Here is a 16,367-nt window from a genome sequence, read left to right as displayed (position 1 = left end):
TCTGAACGATCTGCACAGCATTTGGGACGCACGCGCATTCAAACACACGCAAATGAGGGGCTATTCAAACGGGGTCTAACCTCAAAGGAGACTCTAAGATGAAAAAGCTGCTTTCCACCTTCGCCGTATTGCTCGCCATGACAGCTGTTCAGGCATCTGCACAGGATGTCGCCGACATGAGTGATCTTGAATACGCCCATATCGCCTACACCGCCGACAACATCGACATTCGTTACGCGCATCTGGCACTTGCACTGTCCAGCAATCCCGACATCCACGACTTCGCCAACACCATGATCCGCGACCATACCGCGGTGAACGCGGCAGCGTTGGAACTGCTGGACAAGCTAGGCGCAACGGCCCAGGACAATGCGGTCAGCCAGACCCTGAATGCCAATGCCGAAGAGATCATCAACGGCTTTGTCAAACTGCGCGGGGCGGAGTTCGACGCGGCCTATGCGGCCAATGAACTGGCCTACCATCAGGCCGTGAACGCGCTGGTCGAAAACACCATGATCCCCAACATTGACAACGACGAGGTTCGGGCGTTGTTCGTACAAGGTCTGGAAATCTTCAAGGCGCACGAACACCACGCCGAAATGATGGTCAAGGCGCTTCAGTGATGACGCGCAGGCCCACACGTCGAAGCGTGATGGTCGGAACGGCTGCGATGGCAGCCGTTCCTGTTCCAATTACCCTGCTGGCGGATATCGGAAAGGTGCATGAGGTCGAGATCAGATCGTTTGAGTTCAACCCAGGCCTGATTCAGGTCCGTGTTGGTGATATGATCCGATGGAGCAACAAAGACCTTGCGCCGCACACAGCAACTGCTGATGAGTTTGGGTGGGATACCGGTGCTTTGGAAAAGGATGCCATCGGTGAAGTGTGGGTAACAGACGGAATGGAGACAACCTACTTCTGTGTCTTTCACCCGCACATGAAGGGGCGGATTGAGATCACTCATTAGCCGATCAATGGGGTCGCAAGTTTGCTGGAACCAACTACTTGTCTGCGCCTTGCGCGGCGCAGGGGACAATCAAAGACCGCAATATACGCCAGCGGCCCATACCAGCCATTCGGCAACGCCTATCAATGCTGCGTTTGCACTCCGGTTACCGGACATTTGACGCAATGAGTGAGCTAGATCATGCTCGAACCTTATCATTGCACGGTATTGCCGCCGCTTCTTCAATACTGTGCTGAACCACCTCGCGAAACGCGATCTGGGAAGAAGAAGTTTCGGATGTCCTCGAGCCCTCCTATACGCTTGCCGTCGATAAAAGCCTGCTGTGTCGTACGGACATTGTGCTCGTTCAAGAACGCCTTGATTTCATCCTTTGTGGTTAGGTGGTGATCCTCAACGCTTTATCCCCGCCGTTCCAAGAACAATTTGGCCTTAGTGCCATAGGGGCAAACGAAATCGTCTTGCACGATGCGATAAAGAACGGCGGTCTTGTAGACGGTTTCCCCTGTCATCTCATCCTCCTATCTTGTTCTCAGCTGGCACCTGCATGGCCGCGCATTGTTCGCTGAGTTCCAGCAGGTAGTGCCGAAACTCTTCGTCTTCGCCTTCCAGCAGCTTTGGCAGCAAAGATCGAAAGTCTTCGCGATTACACCATTCGGTCATGTAGTCCTGCCAGGAGGCCCACCGGCGCTGCGCGTTGCCTTCCATGTCTTGGCGGTGAAGAAGGATAAAGACCTTCTCGAACAGCGAGATCAAAATCCGAAAGATGATCTCGACCCGTTCTCGCTTTTCTTCGTCCAGATCGTCAGCAAGGCGTGTTCGGCTCATCAGTAGAAGGTCAGAATGGTCTATAACCATCCGAAGGAAGTTGTCATATTCCTCTGAAAGATTTCGGTGAAGCTCGCTGGCTTCATTTTCGCGGCGCAATCGTTCTTCTCGCACGATAACGAATATCGCGGCTGGGAAGCCGAGTATCGTGACGAGGTAGCTGAGCCCTTCCAACCAGATCATGATACTGTCTTCTTTTGTCCTGTCGCGAATTATGTCGTCAGATGCTCGACCCAGGCCCGGACACAGGGGTTGTTTCTGTTTTCAGCAGGGTAGACGGCATAAATGCCGGTTTCAAAGGCCGTTGATGTGACCTCGTAGTCGGACAAAAGCCGGATCAACGCACCGCTGTCCAAATGGTCGCGAATGGCCCAGTCCGGCTGAACAATGATCCCCGCCCCATCAATCGCCGCTTCGGTGATGAGGTCAGCGTTGTTTGTCGACAACCTGCTATGCCGCGTTGCGAGGCGGTGCGTCTGGCCGTCGTGTCTGAGTTTCCAGGTGAAGGCGCTCGTCGTATACGCAAAGGATAAGATCGCGTGGTCTGAAAGATCTGCGTGGGTTGCGATGGGCGGGTGGTCAGACAAGTAAGAAGGCGCGGCAGCGAGTGCGAAGCTTTGGTCATCGAGTTTCCGCGCGATGAGTGATGAATCCGCAAGCCGCCCGATCCGGATGGCGGCATCAAAGCCCGCGTCTGGCAGACTGACAATGCGGTCGTCGCTGACTATTTCGACGCGCACATCCGGATAGGTCTTTAGGAAACTGTTCAAGAGAGGCGCGATGTAGATACGCGCGAACCGCCACGGGACCGACAAGCGCAGCGTGCCGCTGACCCGTCCGTCCAAGGCGTGTAGATCGCGTTTCAAGCGATCGACGCTCGCCAAGAGATTTTGCGCACGCGCGTAGACTTCGTTTCCTGCCGGAGAGAGTCGCACAGACCGGGTGCTCCGCACGAACAGCTTTGCACCCAATTCCTCCTCAAGCGCCGCGATCTGACGGGTGACAGAGGAATTGGCCATGTTCAGATCGCGCCCCGCGGCGGCGAAGCTTTCGTGATCGGCGACTTTCAGAAAGACGCGCAGGTTTTGCACGAGATCGGACATGTGTGCCTCTTTCAGCGTTTGCTGTGGGTTCAGGCAGCAGATCATATTATTGCGTAATTAGGAATTATTAATTCCAATCTATCCCGTTTTTCGGAACGGAATGACCGGCTATCTCTCGCTCAACGCCTGCACAACGCGGCGCAGAGATAAGGAGAAGACCATGCAAGTCGCCGAACACATGACCCCGTCGGCCATTGTCCATTATCAGATGGCCGATGACGCCACACCGCAGATCCTGATCGACCCAAATGGGGAGATCGACACACGGATTGATCCGGCGTATGAACCCGCGACAATTGAACTGCACGACGCACGCGATAGCGCTGACATCAGCTTTGCCTCGCATGGGATGCAGTTTGTATCCGACCCGACGGCGGTTGCAGCTTTTGATGCGGATCGGTCCTTCCGCGATGTCTACGACCCGGAAGTCAAAACGCTGATAAAACGTGTCAGCGGTGCGCAAGAGGTGGTGATCTTTGACCACACGGTTCGTGTGGACAGTGACACCGTTCGCCGTCCGGCGCGCCATGTGCACGGGGATTATTCGGCGCAATCCGGACCCGCCCGCTTGTGCGAGGTTCTGGGCGACGAGACCGCAGCGGAATGGTCAAAAGGCCATTACGGCATTGTGAATGTCTGGCGTCCTATTGCCTATCCAGTGGAAACCGCCCCGCTCGCCTTCGCTGACCCTACGGCGGTCGTAGCGGAGGATTGGACGAATGTGGACATCATCTATCCGGACAGGCGCGGTCAGATCACCGGGCTCAAACGCAATGATGCGCACCGCTGGGTTTACATGTCAGCGATGACGCCGGAGGAAGCGGTGGTGTTCACCACCTTTGACAGTCGCGGAACGCCTGCGGTCGCGCACTCGGCCGTCGATCTGACGGTCACCCCTGAAAACGCCAAACCAAGACAAAGTATCGAAACCCGCGCTTTGGTCAGATTTGCCTGATCAAGCGCTCTCAAGAAAGGACACATCTCATGTCTGACAATCTCTATATCGTAAATCGTGAACGTGGCTTTGGGCCTGAAGCACTGCCGATCTGGACCGACAAGCCCGGCACCATCAATCCCTTCGAAGAGCGGGGCGAAAACGCGGTGACACGCGTCGAGCTGCCCGAAGTGCCGGGCGCATTCCAACTGCTCAACGTGCTCTCGGACACTGAGGCCGACAACATCGTCAAGCTGGCCGAACAGCTCGGCTTCCATCAGGACTCGCCCGTGTCTCTGCCGCATTCAGTGCGCCACAACCAGAACGCCAACTGGGTGGTCAGCGAAGAGATCGACCGCGTGTTCTGGGAGCGCTCAAAGCATCTCTTAACCGAAGAGGTGAACGGTCAGAAGGCGACCGGCATTAACGCGCGGTTCCGCTTCTATCGCCACGATGAAGGGGATTACTTCAAGCCGCATTCTGACGGGGCTTGGCCCGGCAGCCGGGTCGTGAACGGGAAGCTGGCGGATGATGTCTATCCAGGTCAGTTGAGCCAGGATACCTATCTGAACTTTCTCAATGATGGGTACGAAGGCGGGCGGACGCAGTTCATGGTGAGCAAGTCCAACCCGTCCGAACCTGCAAAACGTGAAGATGACGTGAACCTCGTGGAGGTACGCACGACCAAGGGTGACGTGCTGGTCTTCCCGCATGGTCATCACCCTCTGCATTGCCTGCATTCGAGCGAGCAGATCACATCGGGTGAGAAATACATAATCCGTTCTGACGTTCTCTTTGGCTAGGCCAACACATCTCTCCCGTCCGCACCTCTTGCGGACGGGCCACCCTTTCAAGGAACCATGAAAATGACACTTACATCCTATGATCCCAGCAATGGTGAGGTTCGTGGGCACTGTCCCGATCACAACCAACGACACCATCCACGCGATTGTGGCGGAGGCCCACGCGGCACAGAAAGACTGGGCTGCGCGACCCGTTGCGGACCGCGTGGCGGTCCTTGAACGGGCCTGCCGCGTGCTGACCGGCCGCGTCGATGAGATGGCCGAGCTTTTCAGCCGCGAGATGGGCAAGGACATCCGACGCTCCACCGGAGAGGTGCAGGGCGTGGTCTATGGCACGGTCCAAACAGCGCGCGAGGTTGCTGACGCAATTCAACAGCAAAGACGGGGTGGGCAAATCATCGAATACATCCCACTTGGCGTCACCGCGGTGATCTCACCCTGGAACTACCCGCTGGCCATGGCTAACAACCTGATCATTCCGGCATTGGTTGCGGGCAACACCGTTGTCTTTAAACCCTCCGAAGAAACGCCGTTGATTGCGCAGCCCTTTGTGGATGCCTTGAACACGGTCTTGCCCACGGGTGTCTTGCACATCGTTCAGGGTCGCCGCGATCTGGGCCAGGCTCTGGTCGAGGCGGACGTGAACATGATTGCCTTCACCGGCTCGCAAGCGGCGGGCAAGGATATCATGCGCCGTGCCGCCGGATCGCTGAAACGCCTCGTCATCGAACTCGGTGGCAACGATCCCATGATCGTCTTGCCGGATGCCGATATTGACCGCGCCGCACAGTTTTTTGCCGTGGCCAGCAGCTTTGAAAACGCAGGCCAGATGTGCATCTCGACCGAACGGATCTATGTGCATGACAGCGTGGCAGAGACGTTTGAGCAGCGTGTCACAGAAATCGCAGCGCGCTACCGCATCGGCCCCTGGAACCAACCTGGCGTCAATATCGGCCCGATCATCAACGATACGCAACGCAAGGGCGTGATCGATCACATTGACGATGCCATCGTCAAAGGTGCCCGCGTACTTCTAGGTGGCAAGGATCACCCCGATCACTACGTGGCACCCACTGTGCCAGCCGATGTTACACCCGAAATGGACATAGCACGTGATGAAACCTTCGGCCCTGTCGTGGCAATCAGCCGCTATAGCGACACGGATGAAGCGGTCAGGCTTGCCAATGCGTCGGACTATGGCCTCGGCGCTGCAGTGTTTGGCGGAGATGAAGCAGTGGCAGTCGGGCGCAGGCTTGAAGCCGGGATGGTCGGGATCAACTCAGGCTCCGGCGGTGGGGGCGACGCACCTTGGGTCGGTGCCAAGCAGAGCGGGTTTGGCTTCCACGGGTCTGCAGATGGGCACCGACAGTTCGCCCAAGTCCGATTGATTGGCTAAAACCAAGCGCGGTCCACTGTAATTGGTGGGCTGCGCACTTGTTGTTTTGCCCGGCTGGGCTAAGCTCATGATTGCACAAATATTAGGCGCTCAGAAGACTTATGAGATTGCGAAGCAAGAGTGCCGCTGAAGGATTTTTGAAAATGAAAATTGTTGTTGTGGGAGCCGCGGGTGCTATTGGGTCGAAGCTTGTTGGTCAACGTCTTGAGAACGGTCAGGCTGTCACCGGTGTTGTGAGAAAAACGGAGCAGGCTGAAACGCTTCGGCATGCCGGTGCGGCCGCGTCGATGGCGGATCTGGCCTCCGTTGATGCGTTGACCGGGACGTTTGAGGGCCATGATGCAATCGTGTTCGTCGCAGGCTCCAAAGGCAAAGCTCTCGACGACGTTGATCGTGATGGCGCAATCAACAGTGCAAAAGTGGCTGAGGCCGCGGGCGTCAAACGTTTCGTTCTTCTAAGTTCGATTTATGCTGGTCGAGCTGACGAAGGACCGGATGCTCTGCGCGCCTACTTTCACGCCAAGCACATCGCTGATGGGTTCATAAAAGGCACGGGTCTCGACTACACAATTATCCGGCCAAGCTTTCTAACCGACGAGGCGCCAACCGGCTTGTTTGAGGTCGCAGAGGCCTTTGACGGCATGGACGCAACCATCACCCGCGATGACGTGGCAACTCTGTTCGCCGCAGCGATAGACGCCCCGTCGACCTCAAGGCAGACACTTGAGGTCATCAATGGTGAAGTGCCCGCGAATGAAGCCCTTCAGTCGCCGTTTCCGAGTGACACTGGCTAAATACGACGCACAGAAATCACCCTGCCAGATCATCAGACCTTCAAAACTATCGGACGAACTTCAATGACCAAGAATACACAATCCAGCCTCGAAAATCTGCAGCGCGCACTCGCGATGGAATTGACTGCCGCCAACCAATATCTGCTGCATTCTCACGTGCTGGACGACTGGGGCCTTGACCTTCTCGCAGTAAAAATGCGCGAAGAAATGAACGAAGAGCTGGGCCATGCAAGCGGCTTTATCGATCGCATTCTGTTCCTAGGCGGCAAACCCGACCTCACGCCCGAAAAAACACCAGTCCTTGCAGAGACGCTTGAAGCGATGTTCACAGCGGACCTTGCCGACGAAAAGGACGCGATTGCGTTCTATTCAGAAGCAGCTCGCCAGGCGATGGAAGACGGCGATATCGGAACGCGCACCGTATTCGAGAGCGCTGTTTTGGATGAAGAAGGCCACATGGCGTAGCTGGACCTACAGCTTACTCTGTTGGGCAAACTGCGCGAAGCGAATTTCATTATGAAAAACATAAAAGATACGGGAGACGAAGCGTAAACTGAAGCGTAAAACTATTTTAACCTTGATCAACGGTGTATCGGTGCTGACACGAAGGTCCCAAACCCAACATACTTTAGATCCTTAAATCAAACTCGGCCGGAACCGGTCACTCGACGACGGCATAAGTTTCTGCGGTTGCAGCCCGCTTACCGGACATTCGCCGCGCGTGCAATATCCGCAGCCACTTGAACCAACAAACGCGGGATTTTGTGACCTTTGCAAACAGCCCCTAGAAGGGTGGATTGATCCGCCAAACACTACCTTGATGCATCGCGCGGCGAAGGCCCGCTGGAATCAATTCGACTTTTGCATGTATAGACCAGACGGGATGGTTGCTTTGCGAGCCTTCCGAAAGGGTTCCATCCTCGTCGCCAGTTCTTTGCGATCCGGATAGGCTTGCCCACTAAAATAGGTCTCCCGATCGAAGGATAACCGCTCATAGGATGAACATAGTACACACCGATGATCTCGGACCGGAGCGAGGATACTCCATTACTATGACCCTAAACAAAGGACTCAGTCCAGTCGTTCTGTTCGGCTTTCTCTGTTGCGTGGTGTTTCCGTCGCTTTCTCAATCTGCGCGTGCCGACATGGCATGGATGGAGGCTCGGATGGCGAATCCGAAGCTCGCATGCGACGACGGCGAGCGTTTCGCCCTCATTGTCCACGCCGGTGCCTATTGGGGTACGGACGACGACCCGAACAGGACCCGTCTTCTCCGCGAGATCACGCAAAGCGCCGGAGACTGGCTGCGCCGAGGCGCGCCCGCCCTTTCGGTTGTCGAGGAAGCGGTTGTCCTCATGGAAGATGCGGGGATCTTCAACGCTGGCCGCGGCGCGATCGTGAACCGGGAAGGGTTCGTCGAACTCGACGCCGCCATCATGGACGGCCGCGACCTTGACGTGGGCGCGGTTGCGGGCGTCCGACGAATGAAGAACCCCATTCGCGGGGCGAAGCTCGTTATGAGCTGGACGCCCCACGTTCTGTTGTTCGGGACTAGCGCCGACGACACGCTCGCCGTGCTCGGCGTGGAAACGGTCGACCCCGACTACTTCCCGTCCGTCGCGCCGAAAGCCGATTTCGAACAGAAGGGCACCGTCGGAGCCGTGGCCCTGGACCGATGCGGCGATCTCGCGGCGGCGGGGTCTACCGGAGGTTTCGAGGACAAGATGGCTGGCCGCATCGGCGACACACCGGTTCCCGGCGCGGGCCTCTATGCGGAAAACGGCCTTGTCGCCGTCGCCTCCACCGGCCACGGTGAAAGCTTCCTCAAGACCGCTCTGGCGCACGAGGTTGCCGCGCGGATGCGGTGGGGTGGACAATCAGTCGAGGAGGCCGCGCGCGGTGCGGTTTTCGAGACGCTCGGAGGCATTGCGGGCGAAGGTGGGCTCATCGCACTCGATGCAAACGGCAACACCATCACGGTCTTCAATTCGACGGGATTGTTAAGCGAGGAAGCGACCTGGCGCGACGCTGCCGGGGAATGAAACTTGGCTATCCTGCGGTGCCGTCTTCTTCGCCAAGGGTCCCACGTGCCTCGCGGCCCGGAGAGTTCATAGTCCCGTCCATCGACGCCTCGGACCTTGGTCAAGCGTCCAGCCGCGTCTCTAGAACCATCCAACATGGATCACGAGCGATCGTGGTTGGGTCTGGTCTGGCCCCCCTGCCAACCTCGGAGACGGCGCAGCATCTGCATTCGCGTGGCACCCAGGGCACATCAAGGACGGCCCTTACCGGTCATTCACCCAGTAGGTTCATGCCGCGGTGCAGCTTCCATTAAGCGGGCATTAACGAGGAGTGGCCACCCATCCTTTCCCGGTCAATAGCAGCTATTTATTGACGTGTCCGATGCTGCATTGCCACATCTCCAGCAGCTGCCATGTGTTGCCTGGAGAATTTCGATCACAGGATTAGTGACGGTAGCTGATTGATCCAACCACTACACAACCGCGATAGTGATCGCCCCACATTTCATTTAATGTCCTGGGATCATACTTTGTGAATTTAGGAGAATCGAATGGAAGCTATATTGGCTCATATCGCGTTTGCATCATGCGCAAAATACCAAAGAAGAAAAACCCAACCTGCTTGGAAGAGTATTGATCTTGCTGCTCCCGATCTGCTTCTTCTCTTAGGTGACAATGTCTATGCGCACAGTAAGAAGTGGGACAATTTGGATCTCGACCAACGCTATCGCAAGCAACTGTCTGTACAAAATTTCAGGACGGCCCTAAACAATCTAAACTACCTCGCTACATGGGATGATCACGATCTGGGTCCTGACAATTCGATGGGCGGATCAGATGATGGGCTGAAGCACCGTGAGGAGGCTCGACGTTTGTTCCTAAGTCACATCGGCAGGACGGTAAAGCCGGAGTGGAATTTGGTAGACGATGATGCCGATGAAATATATTGCGCGGCTGACCTAGATGGGACGCTAGTGATTGTCCTTGATGGCCGGTTCTACCGAGAGCCTCTGCAACAGAATCCAAATGCTGAGCTTTTAGGGCCGAAACAGACGGCGTGGCTCTGGGGCCAGCTTGATAGAGCTTTGGGCGACGAGTTCCACACTACTCTAGTATGCTGTGGCTCAACCTTAAACGCCAATCCAGATTTGGGGGAAAGCATTTCCCACTACAGTGCTTTCTATGATCAGTTTAAGGTACGCTTCGGCAACTGTCCTCGTCCCATCTTTGTATCTGGCGACATTCACCGAAACAGGATCTATCATCATGGTTTCTGTACAGAAGTGGTTTCTTCAGGTGTTGCACAAAGGCGCACACGAGGCGATTTGTCGGGCAAGTTATTCAATAAGAAAAGGAACTTGAACAACTGGGGGGAACTGTTCATTCATCGTAGTCATGTGAGGGTGAACTTGCTCGGAGAAGATGCGGTTTCACATGTGATCACTTAGTAACGGCAATCTGTCCCTTCCACTTTTTTGCTGTCTCTATAGTAGCTCGGCTCGCTCACAAATCGTCAATGCTGTGCTTTTCTTGAATGCCCGGCCCAGACCTGCCTTTCACCGACCTGTCAAGATGCTGCGATGCGGCCCGCCGAACCTCCCGTTCGCAGCAGGCGCTCGATTCAGCTGTTTCGGACGGCGGCAGTACCGACAAACTTGCCTTTAATGCTTCCGGTTTTAACGGCCGCTGCCCGGGGACGGGGCTGCCATTCGAGTTCAATCGATGAATAGCCTGTGTGGATGGCTCCTGCATAGCGAGACATTTTTGAACTGATTTGTGCATTTGTCAGAAGCGGTCATGTGTCCGGCCTGTTTTGCGCGGTTTTGAGCGCTGGCCCTGATGGGTTCCGCAAACCAAGTTCCTATCAGCTTTGCGGGCTATCATGCCCGCGCCATTCGGCGGAGTGTCTTGGCATTGGCGGCAGACTTATGCACCATCATCTCGCGGGTCTTGCTAACTCTTTATGGCGATTCCTTTTCAGGCTGTGCGAAGCGTGTACGGCTCGTTGCGGGTCAAAACTGCCCAAACGATCCGGGTGGTTTTGTTGGCCATAGCAACTGTGGCAACGCGAGCAGGTTTGTGTTCCAGCAACGATGTCAGCCATTTGCTTGCGCGTTCTGGGTGGGATCGGGTCTGTCGGACCAGATGCGTCATGCCGACGACGAGCAATGATCGTAGGTATTGATCGCCCATCTTGGTGATCCGTCCAAGTTTCTCTTTACCGCCACTGGACTTGTTCGAAGGCGTCAGACCCAGCCAAGCTGCAAACTCACGGCCATTGCGGAATTGGTGTCCGTCACCAATGCCGGCGATGATCGCGGACGCGGTAACAGCCCCGACGCCTGGGATAGTACGCAACAACCCCACCCGCGCGTCTTCCTTGGCTACTTGCTTTAAGCGGTCTTCGTACCAACGAATCCGTGCATGCAATGCCATCAGATGCTCAGAGAGATTATGGATCACCTCGTGCGCGACATCAGGCAGATCCAAAACTTCGCCAGTCAGTATGTTCTCAGCAAAATCGATGACACGGGCAAGGCCTCTGGCAATGTAGACGCCAAACTCTGCGACCATGCCACGCAAGCTGTTGATCAGCTGCGTGCGTTGTCGGACAAGAAGATCCCGTGCGCGATACAGCGACAGGAGTGCCTGCTGTTCAACTGTCTTGATCGCGACAAAGCGCATTGTCGGACGCATCACCGCTTCGCAGATCGCCGCCTCATCGATGGCATCTGACTTGCCGCGTTTGAAGTATGGTTTGACATACATCGGTGGAATTAGCCGGACTTCATGACCCAACGCTGTCAGTTCCCGCGCCCAGTGGTGCGCACTGCTGCAGGTCTCCATACTGATCAAGCAAGGTTTGATCTTGGAGAAAAACGGCAATAACTGCCCGCGGCTCAAAGGCCGGTTGAAGGCAACCTCTTCGTCTTCTGTAATTCCGTGAACTTGAAAACCGTTCTTGGCCAGATCAAGGCCGATTGTGGTAACTTGCATGGGGTGGCTCCTATCAAAAGCAGATATGGACATCCGCAGTTGGCGCATTGCGACGCCGGTTTGAGCAGGAGCCATCCAACCCATCAGCTTTTTGAATTTCGGGTTGCTCCGGATCAGCCGTCGCCATCCGACGCGGGACGACCGCCACGCCCACCGATGAAGTCGCTCGACACCGTGCCTTTGAAACAGCGCGGAAAGAACGGGTAGGTATCGGTGGCGAAATACACATACTGCCCGTCGAGCATTGCCCCATTACATTCATCCAAAGTTCCGGAGCCCGCAACGAATTCGTAATCCTGCACGTAGGTGCCGTCATGTACGCCACCTGGACCGGAGGCTCGCTCCCCACTCTTCAACTGCCATGACGATTGCGCTTCGTCGCCCACGTAGTGGATTTCAAACCCGTCCGCCGCATAACCAAACAGCGTGCTGTCGAGTTCGCCTGTCACTACGGAGGGAATGCCGTGATAGTGGTACATGCCCTGACCGTCCACATGCGCGTTCTGTGCATCCATGATGAGTCCGCCCATACCCTCGACATTCCATCCCGAAGACGGATCGCGCGAATACCCGCGTTCGGACGTCGGGTCATAGTATTCCGCGGTGCCCGGACGCAATGGAATCCCGGTCAGGGTTATACCCGAGATCCGAGCGTCACGGGTGATGGTGTCCGTGAGTTCGGGCGTAGCATCTATGCAGAACCTATGGTGCTGCTCTTCCACTGTGGCACCGGCCCGCCATGGACCGGTTTCGTGATCGGGTACGCCATCGGATGTGATACAGCGCTGATCCCCATCCACTGTGATAGTCACATGCGCTTGAACCGCACCGGCGGTAAACAGCGTCAGAGCGAGCGTGGTGCCTAGTGTCTTCATGATACCCTCCGGGTGCTTGGTTAAGAGTTTAACGGGCGCGAAGGATATTTCCGTCGTTCTTTGTGTCGCAGGATATGGGCGCGACAAGGATGCCCTTCATGGCCACCACAGCATCGGTCAAATTTGGGCTTCATGTCGACCTGAGGGCAAGCGCATCATCAGATTTGCAGCTCAGTGTTGCTCAGGCGAGGACGACCCTTAGCTGCCTTCCGTCAACGACCAGTGATGCCGCGGTGCCGCCCGTCAGACGGACTTTAGCTGCAGGCACAAATCGTCTGAGGCTTGGAAGTCCACAGCGGACCAAGGGTTCCCTGAGTTCCAATAATTGTGATTTGCTTCCGGTCGCTTCACGTCCTTTCGATTGGCGAAGCAACAATACGAACGAGTTTACGCCATTGCATACAGGCCTTCTTCATAAGCGCGGTATGTGCGCATGTAAGGTTCTTCCACAAATGGCAAAGACTGGGTCATAATAACTGCAGCAAGCTCGGAAGTTGAATCAATCCAATAATGGGTGTTGCAGACGCCTGCCCAACTTTGAGACCCGGCCCGCCGCGCGTGCGGCACATCGGCTTCGGCGCGCACAAATGCAAAGCTGTGGGTCGTGCCTTCAGGCATGGCAACATCTGCTGTCAAGGGCGGCGCAGCCGTTACCATATCTTGGAACGTCAGTCCCTGCATCTGATCGGCTGTCATCTGTGCAACCGCCCCCTCAGACAGAATACGATTCCCGTTCAATGCGCCTTTGTTCAGGACCATGCGGAGGAATGTTAGATAATCGGGTGCAGTCGAATACAAGGCGTGGCCCATGCCATAGACCTCGGGCTTTGCCGGCGGCGCAATTTCAAACGGACCGAAGCTACCATTCTCGTCACGAATGGAGACGTCGGCCAGACGATCCTCCATGCCATCAGATTCGAAAGCCGTGCTGGACATGCCAAGAGGATCGAAAATCTCAGCTTGGCAGAACGCATCAATCCGGCGACCATCGACTTTCTCTACGATTTGCCCCAACCAATCTATGCTTGGTCCATAACCCCATCTTGTCCCGGGATCCGTCATCAGCGGATACTTCAAACCGGCCTTTAGCCCAGATAAGATTGGCGTGGCCTCTGTCACCTCGAGAAACTTGGCCATATCGGTGTTCCAGAACTCGTATTCCAGACCGCTTGTGTGAGTGGCCAAATGCCGAACGGTGGCAGCTACTTCTGGCGTCCGAAGCATCGGTGTGTTGCCATCCCAGCCCTCAAGAACTCGGAGATCGTTCCACTCCGGCAGGATATCTGCAACTGGTGTGTCCATGGAAAGCGCACCGCGATCGATCAGAACCATTGCTGCAACTGATCCAACAGATTTCGTCATTGAGAAGATGCGGAACACTGTGTTTTCCTGCGCTACGCGCCCCTGTGATGCTGGCCCGAATGCCCCGGAATACACCACCGACGAAGCGTTTGCGGCCATAGCAACGACAAATGGGACGTCCCCTGCATCAACAGCGCTTTGCAGAATGCCATCTATTTTTTTTGACATAAAAGGCCCTCCCTGCCCATCTTTAGAGTTTCCGCTGGCCTACAATTAATTGTCAAGGGACGTCTCCAAGCCGACCTCGGAGGCGTCGCAGCATCTTGTTGATGAGCCGCCCTTGCTCCGAAGAGGACGGCCCAGGCGTCCCGACGAAAAATGGCCCTATCCACCAGTCCAACAAGCGCTCGGGAATTGCCAAGCAGCAAGTCGTCTCAGCTGAGGTCAACCCAGCCTGCAAATTCAGCAAGAAGTCTCTTGAATTCCGCTGGTGACGGGAAAGCATCATAGCTGTGAATGGCAGGGGTAACAGCCCAAGGCAGCTTGTCTTTGGTCATAATCTCGATAAAGGGCGTGAGCCAAGAACTGTCCCGACAAAGCGTCGCGCGCACGTTCACCCGCGCCTCAGCCCCTTCGACTTTGGTAAACATCAAAGTCATACAGATAGGACAAAAGAAATGATGCCGCGGCGAGCCGGGTAACGGTCTTGCAACCGGCGTACCTTTCACAATCTTGAAGCCGTCCGCCGGGATCATCGCCCCCAGCGAAAACGTACTGGCGCACATCCTTTGGCAATCCACACAATGACAAGCAAGTGTCATTAGAGGGGGGGCTAGGATTTCAAATTGGGTCGCGGAACAGCGACAGGTGCCGCCAGCAGGCAGATTTGGTTGGCGCATGCCAAGTCTCCATTTTAGGGGAAGGCCGTTTCGGAACTACTAGCGAATTTCGAGCAGTAGATCGCGACCAGCTAAGTCGCATATTAGCAATCATCGCCGGATCGGTAAATAGCGAGACAAAAAACGCGCTGTTAGTCTTGAAGGACGGACATTGGTAAGATGCGCAGCATCAGTGACTTTGGGCTCAGAGTTCCATGCAAAACGTTACTGCTGCTGCGGTGGATTAGGCTGCTCGTAGCCCAAAGCGGACTGGTCATCCTGCACCTCGCGGCGTATTCTGTTGAAAAACTCATCCTTGATCGAGACCTAAGTAGCTGCTTCAATTCATCCAATGAGTTGGAGGGATTGGCGATGTTGGGACCAAGGCAGGAAGCACAGGCGGCATTGTTCTATGAGTTCTCATTGGACGATCATGTCCCGCAAGATCATCTGCTGCGGTCGATTGATCGGTTTGTCGATCTGAGTAGCATCCGCGCATATTTGTCTGATTTCTACAGCCACACTGGCCGCCCATCGATTGACCCAGAGCTGCTGATCCGGATGCTTCTTATGGGCTATTGCTTTGGCATCCGATCCGAGCGCCGGCTGTGCGAAGAGGTGCATTTGAACTTAGCGTATCGCTGGTTCTGTCGCCTCGATCTGAACGATCGCATCCCGGATCATTCTACCTTTTCTAAGAACCGGCACGGCCGCTTCCGGGATAGCGAACTGTTGCGCCATCTGTTTGAGGCGACGGTTGTACGCTGTATTGAGGAAGGTCTTGTCAGTGGCCAGCGCATGGCCGTTGATGCCAGCCTGATAGAGGCGGATGCCAACAAACAGTTCTCAGCACCCAAAGAAGAATGGGACACCACCCGCATTGATGTGGAAGCTGTCCCTCGCGCAGTCCGCGAGTATCTCGACACGCTGGATGAGACCGCCTTTGGGACCGCCAGCGAAGTGCAGCCCAAGTTCATGTCCTTTTCCGATCCTGCCAGCCAATGGACAGCAGCACGCAAAGGCCCTGCGTTCTTTGCCTATTCAGAAAATTATCTGATCGACACGGATCATGGTGTCATCGTCGATGTTGAGGCGACCAGATCGATCCGGTAGGCTGAGGTGGGTTCAACCAAGACCATGCTGAACCGCGTTAAAGCCAAGTTCGGCTTGCACCCGGAACGGCTGATCGCGGACATCGCCTACGGCTCTGGTCCCATGCTGGACTGGCTGGTGAAGCGCAACATCGCACCGCACATCCCCTTCATCGACAAGGCTGGCCGTACCGACGGCACATGGTCCTGCGCCGACTTCGAATGGGATGCTGAGAACAATCAGTACATCTGCCCTGAGGGCGAAGCGCTCAAGCAGTTCCGCCGGAACTACTCTGATCCAAACTGTCTAGCCCCCTGATCCTGGGCCACAAATTTGGGCTTTCTCTAAAATGGTTTCTGGGACGGGTGGACGCATGTTGA

15 protein-coding genes and 1 pseudogene are annotated in these 16,367 nt (G+C 55.7%); 10 read left to right on the top strand and 6 right to left on the bottom strand.

What is annotated here, in order from left to right; translation table 11 throughout:
* Positions 1–98: 98 nt before the first annotated feature.
* Entirely contained in the window at positions 99–623 is a 525-nt protein-coding gene (locus Q1A63_RS00080) for a DUF4142 domain-containing protein (protein ID WP_298968224.1), read from the top strand.
* Complete coding sequence (locus Q1A63_RS00075; protein ID WP_298968223.1) at positions 623–967, top strand: copper-binding protein; 345 nt, start codon at positions 623–625, stop codon at positions 965–967. The genes Q1A63_RS00080 and Q1A63_RS00075 overlap by 1 nt, the downstream gene beginning before the upstream one ends.
* A gap of 510 nt (positions 968–1,477) precedes the next feature.
* Here Q1A63_RS00075 and Q1A63_RS00070 read toward each other — a convergent pair.
* Both Q1A63_RS00070 and Q1A63_RS00065 read right to left on the bottom strand, forming a co-directional pair.
* Positions 1,478–1,975, bottom strand: a complete 498-nt coding sequence (locus tag Q1A63_RS00070) for a hypothetical protein (protein WP_298968222.1) — start codon at positions 1,973–1,975, stop codon at positions 1,478–1,480.
* A 29-nt stretch (positions 1,976–2,004) separates the two neighbouring features.
* A complete protein-coding gene (locus Q1A63_RS00065) occupies positions 2,005–2,895 on the bottom strand; it encodes a LysR family transcriptional regulator (protein ID WP_298968219.1) in 891 nt (296 codons plus the stop codon).
* A 160-nt stretch (positions 2,896–3,055) separates the two neighbouring features.
* Here Q1A63_RS00065 and Q1A63_RS00060 point away from each other — a divergent pair, with 160 nt between their 5' ends.
* The 7 genes from Q1A63_RS00060 (at position 3,056) to Q1A63_RS00030 (ending at position 10,291) form a co-directional block, all read left to right on the top strand.
* Positions 3,056–3,850 carry a CmcJ/NvfI family oxidoreductase gene (locus Q1A63_RS00060; RefSeq protein ID WP_299630233.1) on the top strand — a complete coding sequence of 265 codons (795 nt, stop codon included), beginning with the start codon at positions 3,056–3,058 and terminating at the stop codon, positions 3,848–3,850.
* 29 nt (positions 3,851–3,879) lie between these two features.
* Positions 3,880–4,632, top strand: coding sequence for a hypothetical protein (locus Q1A63_RS00055; RefSeq protein ID WP_298968216.1), 753 nt, complete (start codon positions 3,880–3,882; stop codon positions 4,630–4,632).
* 79 nt (positions 4,633–4,711) lie between these two features.
* Positions 4,712–6,028: an aldehyde dehydrogenase family protein gene (locus tag Q1A63_RS00050; protein ID WP_299630230.1), complete on the top strand. Its 1,317-nt coding sequence runs from the start codon at positions 4,712–4,714 to the stop codon at positions 6,026–6,028.
* A gap of 143 nt (positions 6,029–6,171) precedes the next feature.
* On the top strand, positions 6,172–6,822 hold the full coding sequence (locus Q1A63_RS00045; RefSeq protein WP_299630228.1) for an SDR family oxidoreductase: 651 nt from the start codon (positions 6,172–6,174) through the stop codon (positions 6,820–6,822).
* A 63-nt stretch (positions 6,823–6,885) separates the two neighbouring features.
* Positions 6,886–7,287 (top strand): bacterioferritin, encoded by a 402-nt coding sequence (locus tag Q1A63_RS00040; protein ID WP_298968210.1) that lies wholly within the window; start codon positions 6,886–6,888, stop codon positions 7,285–7,287.
* Positions 7,288–7,988: 701 nt separating this feature from the next.
* Positions 7,989–8,864, top strand: coding sequence for an isoaspartyl peptidase/L-asparaginase (locus Q1A63_RS00035; protein ID WP_298968209.1), 876 nt, complete (start codon positions 7,989–7,991; stop codon positions 8,862–8,864).
* 530 nt (positions 8,865–9,394) lie between these two features.
* On the top strand, positions 9,395–10,291 hold the full coding sequence (locus Q1A63_RS00030) for an alkaline phosphatase D family protein (RefSeq protein ID WP_298968207.1): 897 nt from the start codon (positions 9,395–9,397) through the stop codon (positions 10,289–10,291).
* Between the two features lie 529 nt (positions 10,292–10,820).
* Here the strand turns inward: Q1A63_RS00030 and Q1A63_RS00025 are convergent.
* The 4 genes from Q1A63_RS00025 to Q1A63_RS00010 form a co-directional block, all read right to left on the bottom strand.
* A complete protein-coding gene (locus Q1A63_RS00025) occupies positions 10,821–11,840 on the bottom strand; it encodes an IS110 family transposase (RefSeq protein ID WP_298968205.1) in 1,020 nt (339 codons plus the stop codon).
* A 113-nt stretch (positions 11,841–11,953) separates the two neighbouring features.
* Positions 11,954–12,715, bottom strand: coding sequence for a YHYH protein (locus Q1A63_RS00020; RefSeq protein ID WP_298968203.1), 762 nt, complete (start codon positions 12,713–12,715; stop codon positions 11,954–11,956).
* Positions 12,716–13,102: 387 nt separating this feature from the next.
* A complete protein-coding gene (locus tag Q1A63_RS00015) occupies positions 13,103–14,245 on the bottom strand; it encodes a serine hydrolase domain-containing protein (protein ID WP_299630224.1) in 1,143 nt (380 codons plus the stop codon).
* 206 nt (positions 14,246–14,451) lie between these two features.
* Positions 14,452–14,916, bottom strand: coding sequence for a GFA family protein (locus Q1A63_RS00010; RefSeq protein WP_298968199.1), 465 nt, complete (start codon positions 14,914–14,916; stop codon positions 14,452–14,454).
* Positions 14,917–15,267: 351 nt separating this feature from the next.
* Between Q1A63_RS00010 and Q1A63_RS00005 the strand changes: the two are divergent.
* Positions 15,268–16,284 (top strand): annotated as a pseudogene (locus tag Q1A63_RS00005) (IS1182 family transposase); the annotation flags it as partial.
* Positions 16,285–16,367: the final 83 nt, after the last annotated feature.

Source organism: uncultured Roseobacter sp. (genome assembly GCF_947499265.1).
Lineage (GTDB): Bacteria > Pseudomonadota > Alphaproteobacteria > Rhodobacterales > Rhodobacteraceae > Roseobacter.
Note: the sequence above shows the minus strand (reverse complement) of the source record. Positions and strands in the feature narration are given on the sequence as shown.

What these genes read in the sequence shown, in the direction of transcription:
- Q1A63_RS00080 (WP_298968224.1), top strand. Translation starts at nt 99, where the DNA reads ATGAAAAAGCTGCTTTCCACCTTCGCCGTATTGCTCGCCATGACAGCT.
- Q1A63_RS00075 (WP_298968223.1), top strand. Translation starts at nt 623, where the DNA reads ATGACGCGCAGGCCCACACGTCGAAGCGTGATGGTCGGAACGGCTGCG.
- Q1A63_RS00070 (WP_298968222.1), bottom strand. Translation starts at nt 1,975, where the DNA reads ATGATCTGGTTGGAAGGGCTCAGCTACCTCGTCACGATACTCGGCTTC.
- Q1A63_RS00065 (WP_298968219.1), bottom strand. Translation starts at nt 2,895, where the DNA reads ATGTCCGATCTCGTGCAAAACCTGCGCGTCTTTCTGAAAGTCGCCGAT.
- Q1A63_RS00060 (WP_299630233.1), top strand. Translation starts at nt 3,056, where the DNA reads ATGCAAGTCGCCGAACACATGACCCCGTCGGCCATTGTCCATTATCAG.
- Q1A63_RS00055 (WP_298968216.1), top strand. Translation starts at nt 3,880, where the DNA reads ATGTCTGACAATCTCTATATCGTAAATCGTGAACGTGGCTTTGGGCCT.
- Q1A63_RS00050 (WP_299630230.1), top strand. Translation starts at nt 4,712, where the DNA reads ATGATCCCAGCAATGGTGAGGTTCGTGGGCACTGTCCCGATCACAACC.
- Q1A63_RS00045 (WP_299630228.1), top strand. Translation starts at nt 6,172, where the DNA reads ATGAAAATTGTTGTTGTGGGAGCCGCGGGTGCTATTGGGTCGAAGCTT.
- Q1A63_RS00040 (WP_298968210.1), top strand. Translation starts at nt 6,886, where the DNA reads ATGACCAAGAATACACAATCCAGCCTCGAAAATCTGCAGCGCGCACTC.
- Q1A63_RS00035 (WP_298968209.1), top strand. Translation starts at nt 7,989, where the DNA reads ATGGCGAATCCGAAGCTCGCATGCGACGACGGCGAGCGTTTCGCCCTC.
- Q1A63_RS00030 (WP_298968207.1), top strand. Translation starts at nt 9,395, where the DNA reads ATGGAAGCTATATTGGCTCATATCGCGTTTGCATCATGCGCAAAATAC.
- Q1A63_RS00025 (WP_298968205.1), bottom strand. Translation starts at nt 11,840, where the DNA reads ATGCAAGTTACCACAATCGGCCTTGATCTGGCCAAGAACGGTTTTCAA.
- Q1A63_RS00020 (WP_298968203.1), bottom strand. Translation starts at nt 12,715, where the DNA reads ATGAAGACACTAGGCACCACGCTCGCTCTGACGCTGTTTACCGCCGGT.
- Q1A63_RS00015 (WP_299630224.1), bottom strand. Translation starts at nt 14,245, where the DNA reads ATGTCAAAAAAAATAGATGGCATTCTGCAAAGCGCTGTTGATGCAGGG.
- Q1A63_RS00010 (WP_298968199.1), bottom strand. Translation starts at nt 14,916, where the DNA reads ATGCGCCAACCAAATCTGCCTGCTGGCGGCACCTGTCGCTGTTCCGCG.